A 10,672-nucleotide genomic window follows, 5' to 3' on the forward strand; every position below is an offset into this window, starting at 1 on the left:
CGGCGTCGGGATTGCTGGATGCCGGACCGAGGTCGATCACATCTGCCCCCTCGGCCATCAGCTTACGCGCCTGCGCAATGGCTGCGTCTGGCGCCAGATACCGGCCTCCATCGGAGAAACTGTCCGAGGTTATGTTGACGATGCCGAAAATGATGAGCGATTTATTCATGGGGGCTTCTATAATAATAATAATCGAGCATGAGTCTCATACGGATGCTCGGGTCGAAAGGGAATCCCCAGGCGAGTAACCTGTTTGCGGTGATCCATTAGCTGCAGGAGCAGAATAGCATACATCTGGAAGCAAAGCCAGGAAAGCGGCCTATGGAGCTGTGCGGCAGCGCTCAGTAGGCAATTTTTCAAAATATTGTTAAGCCTTTTCTGAGCATGGTATTTTTCATGGTATTACCAATTAGCAGGAAAATAAGCCATTGAATATAAAAGATAAAAATGTCTTGTTTACAATATTGTGGGTAATATTAACCAAAGTGTTGAATCCTTGGTGAAGACTAGCCACTTATTGGCTCCTTTTCCTGAAGCCATGATCGATTCAGCATTCTTTGATCGCTTTCATGCCTATATCCCGGGTTGGGAAATTCCGAAAATGCGCCCGGAATTCTTTACCAACCGTTATGGCTTGATCGTTGATTATCTGGCTGAGTTCTTCCGGGAAATGCGTAAGCGTAGTTTTGCGGATGCCATTGAGAAGTACTTTAAGCTAGGGAATAACCTGAATCAGCGTGATGTGATTGCCGTTCGCAAGACGGTTTCTGGATTGATGAAGCTGCTCTACCCACATGGTCAATTTAACAAAGAAGATGTACGGCAATGCCTGGAATATGCGCTGCAGGTGCGCCGTCGGGTCAAAGAACAGCTGAAAAAAATTGGGGGGATGGAATTCTATGATGTGCATTTTAGCTATATCGACAATGACACCCTAGAAGAGCATTTTGTTTCGGTAAAAGAGCAGGGTGGAGGTGGACTTATTCCCGAAGGTCCTGCTAAACCAGGCTTCCTGTATACCATTGGCCTCAGTAATAAGGGCATGCCAGGCTTATACCGCTTAGAACTTCAAGTCACTAAAGGTTCAGGAAAATTGGCGACATCTGGCTTATGGAATTCAAGTAGTGCCAAAGAACAGGTCAAGATTGCTTTTGATTACTTCAAGGCCAATGCATCCCGGATCTCGGGGGGCAGTAAGGTGCTGGAACATGATTTCCACTTACATGTGGTGGAATTACAGAATACCGGCCCGCTCAGCCATCTTGCTCTGCCAAGTTTAGTGGCTTTCGCTTCTGGCCTCTTAGGACGATCGGTACAAAGTCAGATGGTGGTACTGGGTGATATGAGCTTGGGTGGTTCAGTGACACCGGTGGAAAGTATTGCCGAATGTCTGCAAGTTGCTTTTGATGCGGGTGCCAAGAAGGTTGCTTTACCAATGAGTAGTGCGGCAGATATCCCAACGATTCCTGTGGAACTGTTTACCAAGTTCCAGACCAGCTTTTATGCAGATCCGGTGGATGCGGTGTTTAAAGGGTTAGGGGTGGATTAATTTCATATCTGTCTGGAAGAGTTACAGTAGATTGTTTTAAATTCAGTTTCTCAAGTTAAACACCATGTTGTAAAAGCATAATACTGCCTCTTTTAAAGAGCTAGTATTTTAGGGGGGATTACCCTTCATTTTTTTTGATCAGATATCTGTTGTACTTTGACAGGATTTTGTTGATCTAAATATTTTTGATACCAAACACGCAATGTTTCAGGAGTACAACCGATTTTAGGATCAATAGCTGTGATTGCTGCCCAAGTAGAAGGATAATCTTTTTCAGATTCAATCAATAATTGAACCGCTCTTTCTCTGATTTCAGGGGGCAATTTTACTTTGCCATTTGTAAGGTAAAAGGGGTCAATTTTAGAATGCCGTTGACAATGTATCGCCTTTTGAGTTTGAAGCAATGTACAATGATAAGATTAACCCGTTAGGTCAGGTGGCCTAACTTAAATAAAAAGTCTCCGACAAACCCGGTACGGTTCACTATCTATTGTTATTCTTACCTGAAATTGATGTGAGCTTATAGAGACAAGGTAAATTTGCAAAAGTGCCGGCTATTCAGTGTTCATTGAATGTTTAATTTAATTTATTAAGCTTGACCTTGGAGTGGCTCTAAGCCTTATACTTGGTACAAATTTTTCGATTGTTATGATGATGCGTTCTACTACATGGATTACAGTCTTGGTTGGATTGTTCATGTTCCAAAGCTTTTGGAATGTGGCGGCGGCCTTTTGTGTCCATGAACAACAGCCTCAATCACAGCAGAGTTATCATTTTGGTCATCACCAAAATACCTTGTGTGCCAGCGATAGTCGTCAACACGATCATAATGGACAGTCAGAAAACATAAAAACATTCAGTAGCGATTTAGAAATCGGTGAAGATCATCAAGATCATCTACCATCGATGACGCATTTGATTGTACAAAATGAAAAAGTAGATGTGTTTCATCCAAGCTCTGAAGTTAAAGTGAATCCACAATTTCATTGGAAAAACAGCTATCAGGCTCCTGACCTGTTTCAACAAAGCCCACCTCCCGAATTTTCCCCGCTCATGGTGGGGTAGCCTAAAACATTCCCACCACTTTTATTATTTAAATAAGTGGGAAAAATCATGTCTTCACAATCAATTATACTCTTGCGTCATAGCTTGGTTGCTTGTATATGTGCAGCGGCTATGCAATATAGCTATGCTGAAAACGTTACCAGCTTTGAATCCGCTTTAGCAAAAGTACAAAGTTACCAGACTCAAGACAAGCTGTGGCAACAAGTTCAGCAAATATCTGAATTGAATATTCAGCAAAGTCGGTTATGGCAGAATCCAAGTATAAGTTTAGAACAGTCTGGCTTTGGCTCAGGTCAAGAACAGGAATTCAATGTTGGCGTTAGTCAACCTCTAGATCTATTTGGTCAGCGTAAGCTGAACCGGGTGATTGCCAATACCTCGAATCAACAAATCCAATTGCAACAGCAATTATGGAAGGCACAAAGCCAACTGATTGTTAAATTTGCATGGTCGCAATTTGCACTTGCTGAGGTTGAGCAGTCTGCTTATTCAGTACAGTTAAAAACAAGTAAAGCCAATCTGGACAGTGCCCAGAAACGCTATCAGGCAGGCAGTATTGCCCTGGTTGATTTTGAGCGTACCCAAATTGAAGCGCTAGAAATCCAACGACTTTATCAGCAAGCGATGCTGAATAAACAAGCTGCCGGTCGTCAGCTGTCTAATTTGTGGGGGGGAGAAACATCTTCACATCTTCAATTGAATAAAACCGCTATCCCTTGGCCAGAGCAAAGTCTCCAAACTGTGCAACGGTATATTGCTGAAGGGTGGCTAGAAAAATTCTATGCCTTGAACATTCAGCAATCGGATCATCAAATTGAAAATTTAAGAATTCAGGCACGTCCCAATCCGACTTTAAATGTAGGCATGAAACGTAGCAAAACCCCTAATGAAAGCAACGATACGACTTTGGCAATCGGCGTGGCTATTCCACTGAATATTTTCAACCGCCAGCAATATGCGATCCCGATGGTCCAGCAACAGCAAATATTGCTGAACCAACAGCAGCAGCGTGAGCTGAAGCAACAAATACTCAATATTGCCAACAGCGTGCATCAGCTCAAAGGTTTACGTAGCCAGTTCGATGCCACAACAGCACAAGTTACTTTGGCGACCAAAGTTCAGAGCCGTACTTTACAAGGGTTTCAGGCAGGGAAACTGTCCATTACCGACGTTCAGCAAGCAACCACCCAACTGCAGAATCTTCGATTGGGTCAATTACAAATTCTACGTCAAGCTTGGCAAACTGCCCTCGCAGCTGAGGCACTCAGTATTGGCACAAGTTATGAAGAAATTAGCCGTTCGGATGCCTATACACAACTGAATAAAAAGGCAGTCGAAGCATCGCAAAATTTAATCAATGGGGGAGCACGATAAAATGAACGCCAAGCAAAACGGAAAAATATCCCAGTCTCTCATGATTGCAATTTTGATTCTGATTACGGTCTTGGTCAGTCTGGTTATTTGGTTAAGTTCAAAAAAAACTGAATCTGAGGGGCATGGTCATGATGAGGGAAATGCCGAACATTCTGATGAAGATAGTTCTGAAGAAGGACATGCTGAAGAAGGCGAAATACAACTGACCAGCCAACAAATGGTTGAACAAGGTTTAAAAGTTGCTGTTGCATCCACAGGATTGGTTGAAAAGCTGACAACCCTGCCAGGTAAATTGGTGGTGAATACCGATCAACAAGCGCATATATCGCCTAATTTTAGTGGTCATGTCGAGCAGGTCAATGTGGCTTTAGGACAGAGCGTGCAAAAAGGACAAACGCTGGCTGTACTAATCGTGCCTGAACTGATCGACCAACAGGCAAATCTGCGTATGGCACAGGTGAATCTGGATTTGGCCCGTAAAGATTACCAGCGCGAACAGCAACTCTGGTCACAGGGGATTTCTGCCAAACAGGATTACCAGCGTGCCGAAAATGCCTACCGTCAAGCGCAGATTACTGTCCAGTCCTCACAAGCACGTTTAAATGCATTAGGTGCAAGTGGCAATAACAATGGGCGTTTTCTGATTAAAGCACCGATCTCTGGGGTGATCAGTCAAAAAGATATTGTGGTCGGTGAAAATGTGCAACTGGCTAATCAGCTCTTTGTCATTGAACAGCTGAAAGATTTATGGCTTGAGTTTAATTTGCCGAATCAATTCTCAGGTCAACTGCAAGCCGGGCAAAAAATTGACTTTAAAGTGAATGATTCAGATCAAATCTATAAAGCTACTGTACAAAGCTTAACCTCTCAGGCAGATGTACAAACAGGGCGTCTGGTGGTGCGCGCAAAACTCGATGCGCAAGCTACTGAGTTGCGTTCTAATGTGTTAGTGAGAGTGTTGATTCCGGAAGCTACAGCAAAATCAGCCCTTCGGATTCAAAAGTCTGCGCTGCAAAGTATTGAAGGTGAAGACAGTATTTTCATCGTAGATTCAGAACAAAAAGGTCAAGTCCACTTAAAAGCACAGAAAGTGCAATTGGGGCAGGCTTCAAGTGATGGACAATGGCTTGAAGTGATTTCTGGGCTGACTGAAGGGCAGAAGTATATCGCTCAAGGCAGTTTCTTGTTGAAATCTGAATTAGAAAAAGACGAGGCAGGCCATGAACATTAATTCTGATCTGCCAAAACCAGAAGGTTTATTCGAACGAATCATTCAGTTTTCCATACAAAATGCGATTTGGGTGTTGCTCTTTGTCTGTACCTGGATTGCGGTCGGGGTGTATAGCTATCAGAAACTCCCGATTGATGCTGTACCCGATATTACCAATACCCAAGTCCAGATTAATACTCAAGCCAAGGGTTTTACTGCGCTTGAAGTCGAACAGCGGATTACCTATCCCATTGAAAATGCCATGGCTGGCATTCCGGATCTGGAGCTTACCCGTTCCATATCCCGTTATGGACTCTCTCAAGTCACCATTGTCTTTAAAGATGGGACTGATATTTATTGGGCCCGTCAGCAGATTAACCAACGGATACAGGAGGCGCAATCTGAGTTGCCTGCACAAATCGCACCGACGATGTCCCCCGTTTCTACGGGTCTCGGTGAGATTTATCAATGGGTACTGAAGGCAGATCCGAATGCGAAAAAGCCGGATGGAACTGCATACACGCCGATGGATTTGCGTGAGATTCAGGACTGGATTGTGCGTCCTCAACTGCAACGTGTTAAGGGAGTTGCAGAGGTCAACAGTATTGGTGGTTTTGAAAAAACCTATGTGGTCTCTCCCGATTTAAACCGGATGCAGCAACTGAATATCTCATTAGAACAACTGCAACAGGCTTTAGCGCAAAATAATGAGAACCGAGGTGCAGGTTATATTGAAGACAATGGTCAGCAATTGACGGTACGTGTACCGGGTACATTCAATGGGCTTTCTGATATTGAGAACACCATGCTGGGTAGCCCAAATGGCAGCCCAATTCGGGTTGGTGATATTGCGCAAGTCTCTATTGGGCATGATTTAAGAACCGGTGGGGCAACCTATAACGGCAAAGAAACCGTTTTAGGGATTGCCATGATGGCGATGGGTGGAAATAGCCGGACTGTTTCTAAAGCTGTGGATGCCAAGCTTCAAGATATTCAGAATAGTTTGCCTAAAGGGGTAGTGATTGAAACGGTGTACGACCGTACTACCTTGGTTGAGAAGGCGATTAAAACCGTTCAGAAAAACTTGGTAGAGGGAGCAATCCTGGTCATCATCATTCTGTTCCTGTTTTTAGGGAATATCCGTGCTGCCTTGATTACTGCCTGTGTCATTCCACTCTCTATGCTGTTTACCTTAACCGGGATGGCACAGAAAAATATCAGTGCCAATCTGATGAGTTTAGGTGCACTCGATTTCGGCATCATTGTCGATGGTGCTGTGGTGATTGTCGAAAACTGTATCCGGCGTTTAGCCCATACACAGCAACTGTTAAAACGACCTCTCACACAAAGTGAACGCTTTAAGGAAGTTTTTCTGGCTGCCCGCCAAGCACGTCGTCCTCTTATTTTTGGTCAGCTTATTATTTTGGTGGTGTATTTGCCGATTTTTGCTTTAAGTGGTGTAGAAGCAAAACTATTTCATCCGATGGCTTTAACCGTTGTTCTCGCACTGGTGGCAGCTATTATTTTATCGATCACCTTTGTGCCCGCTGCAGTTGCTTTATGGGTTAAAGGGGAGATCAAAGAAACGGAAAGCCGTTGGATGATCTGGCTCAAAACCCGATATCAACAGATATTGGATGGAGCCTATCATTACAAAGCGGTGGTTTTAACTTTTGCCATTTGTCTCCTGGTCATTACGGGTCTGCTCAGCACGAAGATTGGCAGTGAGTTTGCACCCCAGCTGAGTGAAGGTGATTTTGCGGTACAGCAATTACGTTCTCCAAGCACAGGCTTGGAAGAGTCTTTACGTATTCAGGAAAATACCGAAAAGCTTTTACTGAAAAACTTTCCCGAAATTAAAGCTATATTTGCCCGTACCGGGACTGCTGAAGTGGCGACAGATGTGATGCCACCGAATATTTCCGATGGTTATATCATGCTGAAACCACGTGAGGAATGGCCAGATTCAAAAGAAAGCCTAGATGCACTTCGAACCCGAATGGAAGCTTATCTTGCGACAATTCCCGGCAATAACAGTGAGTTTTCTCAGCCTATTGAGCTACGTTTTAATGAACTGATTTCAGGTATACGCAGTGATGTGGGGGTGAAGGTTTTTGGTGATGACATGCAGGTTTTGAATACTGAGGCTGCAAAAATCGCGAAAATCATTCAGCAAGTCGCAGGTAGCAGTGCGGTGAAAGTTGAACAAACTTCGGGTCTGCCTTTACTCAATGTAGAGATTGATAAAGCTTTAGCTGCCCAGTATGGCTTGAGTGTGAAATCTATTCAGGATGTGGTGGCTGCAAGTATTGGTGGACAAAGCGTGGGAGAGATTTTAGAAGGCGATCGTCGTTTTGATTTTGTTATCCGTCTTGGAGAGCAAGACCGTAGTGTCGCATCTGTTTCCCAGTTACCTATTCAGCTTCCAAATGGTGGCAGTATTTTATTGTCGGATGTCGCGCAAGTCTCGACCATTGAAGGAATCAACCAAGTCAGTCGAGAAAATGGTAAACGCCGAGTTGTGGTTACAACGAATGTTGAAGGGCGTGATTTAGGGTCTTTTGTTTCTGATGTACAGACACAGCTCAAAGCATACACTTTGCCAAGTGGTTATTGGATAGAATATGGAGGTCAGTTTGAAAATTTGGCTTCAGCCAAAGCACGGATGCAAATCGTGATTCCACTGGCTTTAATCACTATCTTTATTTTACTGATGGCGGTCTTTCACAATGTCAAAGAAAGTCTATTGGTCTTTACCGGGGTACCCTTTGCCTTGACCGGTGGTGTGCTGTTCCTTTGGCTAAGGGATATTCCATTATCGATGTCAGCTGGAATTGGCTTTATTGCCTTATCTGGTGTTGCAGTCCTCAATGGACTGGTAATGCTGACCTTTATTAAGGAATTAAGGGACAAATATCCAGTGCATAAAGCCGTGTGGCAAGGGGCTATTTTGCGCTTAAGACCAGTGTTGATGACAGCTTGTGTGGCTTCACTGGGTTTTGTACCAATGGCGCTGGCAACCGGAACAGGGGCTGAGGTTCAACGGCCACTGGCAACCGTAGTGATTGGCGGGATTATCTCTTCAACATTACTAACTTTGGTGCTGTTACCCGTGCTTTATCGTTGGATAAATGAAAAGAAAGTTTCTTAATCCAATAGATTAGTCGATTTACAGCAGAGATATTGGCTGTTATCCAATATCTCTGCTCATCATAAATAGAATAAGGAAAATATTTTATGTCAGAACATCATGATCATGGCCATGCGGTTGTTACTGAAGAAAATAGTAAGAAGTTAATGGTTGCCTTAGGTTTAACGACTACTTTTTTAATAGTAGAAGTTGTCGCTGCTTTTATTACCCAAAGTTTGGCTTTGTTATCTGATGCAGCTCATATGTTTACTGATGTAGCCGCTTTAGCTATTGCTCTTGCCGCTATCAAAATTGGTAAAAAAGCCGCAGATGATAAAAGAACTTTTGGCTATCAGCGATTTGAAATTTTAGCGGCTCTGTTTAATGCGGTGATGCTTTTTGTGGTAGCAATATATATTGTATATGAAGCTTATCAACGTTTTACGAACCCTGCTGAAATTCAAAGTGTTGGAATGATGATTGTCGCGGTCATTGGTTTGGTCATAAATTTGATTTCAATGAAAATCCTTTCTGCTAGTGCTGAAGGAAGTCTAAATATAAAAGGTGCATATTTAGAAGTTCTTAGTGATGCTCTAGGATCGATAGGCGTGATTATCGGAGGAATAGTTATTTATTTTACCCAGTGGATGTGGGTTGATACCGTAATCGCTGTGTTAATTGGCTTCTGGGTCTTACCTCGAACTTGGATTTTATTAAAACAAAGTATTCATATTCTGCTTGAAGGAGTTCCTGATGAGATTGATATTGAGTCGTTAAGAAATGATTTATTGAAGCTAGAGGGCGTTGAAGGGATTCATCAGTTGAAAGTCTGGGCTATATCCTCAAGAAATATTCATTTAACTGCTCATTTGGTTGCTCCGAATAGCAATACAGATCAACTCTATCAAAAGGCCTTAGAAGTTCTAAAACATAATCATAATATTACTGAAATTACGTTACAAATAGAAAATACGAAATGTAATACATTGAACCAACATAAACACTAATTTGGACTTTAGTCTTCATATAGATGTTTTGTGTAACTTTAAAGTATACCCTAAAGTTACAATCTGAAAGTTCATGAAATTATGTATCATTTAAATGATTTTTAATCATAAGTAACATGTAACTTTAGTGTTAAAGATTTATAATTTACGAAATTGTTCATTTTTATCCAATTGGGGCGTGAAAAAGTGAAAGGCCAAAAAGTAGGGTATGTCCGGGTAAGTTCTGTCGAGCAAAACACTGGACGTCAACTTGAAGGAATTGAGGTCGACCGGATTTTTGTTGACCGTGCTTCGGGTAATAACACTAAATATAAAAAAATTGGAAGAATAATTTATTAAATTATTGTTTTTATGTGGTTATTGGTGATGTTATGAATAATAATAACTTTTTTCTTGATGAATTTTACCTAAAAAAATTGATCAGATAATTTTCTTTAAATGTCATGCATACATAAATTTGACAGTTTGAAGGGATCGGTATGTGCATTTTTCACAAGGTTAAAGATCGACCATAAATGTGATAAACGGCAGAGGATCATTGAAAAATGAATGGATTTAAACACTACATGTATGCACGAAAAAAAGTATCGCTGCGGTTCTGCTGACAGGCTGTATTGAGCATTGAATGCAAATGATGTAGTAATTGTCTACAGGCTATAGGACCAGCATGAAGAAGAATGAAATGTAGTTGCCAATTTATAACCTTGGTTGAAAAGCATAGCATTGTTATTCGGAGAAGTGAGGTAAGCCATCCTTCTCTTATTCATTTAAAATGATTCTTACTCAACTGATCTCGACTCATGGGCTGGTTCCAATTAGACGGATAATAACTTCCATCCCCTATCTTTTTCTTACCATATTTCTTGCATTTAATCCCTTCTTTGGAGATTTGATTCAGCATCACTGTTGTCGGTTGAATCAAATCAATGACATAGTTCGTTGGTTCAGGAAAAGCAGAAGAGGCTGCTTTATTGCAAAAGAGAACATTCGGATCAAATGGATTGGATTGCACAAAAGCCATGATACAGCCACAGAGTAATTCACCTGCATGTAATCTGTAACATCCATTCAGGTCATCAGACGAAGATTAATCTGAAATTTAAGCACTAAACGCCATAAATCTATGTATGGGCAGACTTTTTTGAGACATATGTTGATAAACATGCGGCAAGTTACATTGCTTAAAAGTCTATCTAAGTTAACAATCTATGTAAGCGTCCGCTGAACCCCATGCCTATTTTTTAATTTGAGTTGGATTTCCAGCGATGTGGCAGTAATTCTTCTATTTGGGTCGCTTTATGTGTCGGCAGCCTTTTCAGCACATCACTGAGATAGGC

The 10,672-nt window shown here is 42.0% G+C and carries 8 protein-coding genes and 3 pseudogenes; 7 read left to right on the top strand and 4 right to left on the bottom strand.

The window, feature by feature from the left end:
* Positions 1 to 169 (bottom strand): dihydropteroate synthase (locus tag E2K74_RS13860; protein ID WP_047667618.1); only part of this gene is annotated, 169 nt, incomplete at its 3' end.
* A gap of 297 nt (positions 170 to 466) precedes the next feature.
* Here E2K74_RS13860 and E2K74_RS13870 point away from each other — a divergent pair.
* Positions 467 to 1,549: pseudogene (locus E2K74_RS13870) on the top strand (BREX system Lon protease-like protein BrxL); the annotation flags it as partial.
* A 128-nt stretch (positions 1,550 to 1,677) separates the two neighbouring features.
* On the opposite strand, the pseudogene E2K74_RS13875 reads toward E2K74_RS13870, so the two are convergent.
* Positions 1,678 to 1,908 (bottom strand): annotated as a pseudogene (locus E2K74_RS13875) (hypothetical protein); the annotation flags it as partial.
* Between the two features lie 295 nt (positions 1,909 to 2,203).
* Here E2K74_RS13875 and E2K74_RS13880 point away from each other — a divergent pair.
* The 6 genes and pseudogenes from E2K74_RS13880 to E2K74_RS14760 form a co-directional block, all read left to right on the top strand.
* Complete coding sequence (locus E2K74_RS13880; RefSeq protein ID WP_197704863.1) at positions 2,204 to 2,614, top strand: cation efflux protein, CzcI-like; 411 nt, start codon at positions 2,204 to 2,206, stop codon at positions 2,612 to 2,614.
* A gap of 48 nt (positions 2,615 to 2,662) precedes the next feature.
* Positions 2,663 to 3,988 (top strand): TolC family protein, encoded by a 1,326-nt coding sequence (locus E2K74_RS13885; RefSeq protein ID WP_150378253.1) that lies wholly within the window; start codon positions 2,663 to 2,665, stop codon positions 3,986 to 3,988.
* 1 nt (position 3,989) lies between these two features.
* Positions 3,990 to 5,219 carry an efflux RND transporter periplasmic adaptor subunit gene (locus tag E2K74_RS13890; RefSeq protein ID WP_016658777.1) on the top strand — a complete coding sequence of 410 codons (1,230 nt, stop codon included), beginning with the start codon at positions 3,990 to 3,992 and terminating at the stop codon, positions 5,217 to 5,219.
* Entirely contained in the window at positions 5,209 to 8,349 is a 3,141-nt protein-coding gene (locus E2K74_RS13895) for an efflux RND transporter permease subunit (RefSeq protein WP_096902762.1), read from the top strand. Before E2K74_RS13890 ends, E2K74_RS13895 begins: the two co-directional genes overlap by 11 nt.
* 86 nt (positions 8,350 to 8,435) lie before the next feature.
* Positions 8,436 to 9,335 (top strand): cation diffusion facilitator family transporter, encoded by a 900-nt coding sequence (locus E2K74_RS13900; RefSeq protein WP_150378254.1) that lies wholly within the window; start codon positions 8,436 to 8,438, stop codon positions 9,333 to 9,335.
* 186 nt (positions 9,336 to 9,521) lie between these two features.
* Positions 9,522 to 9,668 (top strand): annotated as a pseudogene (locus E2K74_RS14760) (recombinase family protein); the annotation flags it as partial.
* A 430-nt stretch (positions 9,669 to 10,098) separates the two neighbouring features.
* On the opposite strand, the gene E2K74_RS13910 reads toward E2K74_RS14760, so the two are convergent.
* Together E2K74_RS13910 and E2K74_RS13915 are read right to left on the bottom strand one after the other, a co-directional pair.
* Positions 10,099 to 10,356: a hypothetical protein gene (locus E2K74_RS13910; protein WP_005245137.1), complete on the bottom strand. Its 258-nt coding sequence runs from the start codon at positions 10,354 to 10,356 to the stop codon at positions 10,099 to 10,101.
* A 220-nt stretch (positions 10,357 to 10,576) separates the two neighbouring features.
* The coding region (locus tag E2K74_RS13915) for a transposase domain-containing protein (protein WP_143242124.1) at positions 10,577 to 10,672 on the bottom strand (96 nt) is incomplete at its 5' end.

It is taken from the genome of Acinetobacter sp. RF15B (genome assembly GCF_007558235.1).
GTDB classification, from domain to species: domain Bacteria; phylum Pseudomonadota; class Gammaproteobacteria; order Pseudomonadales; family Moraxellaceae; genus Acinetobacter; species Acinetobacter lwoffii_C.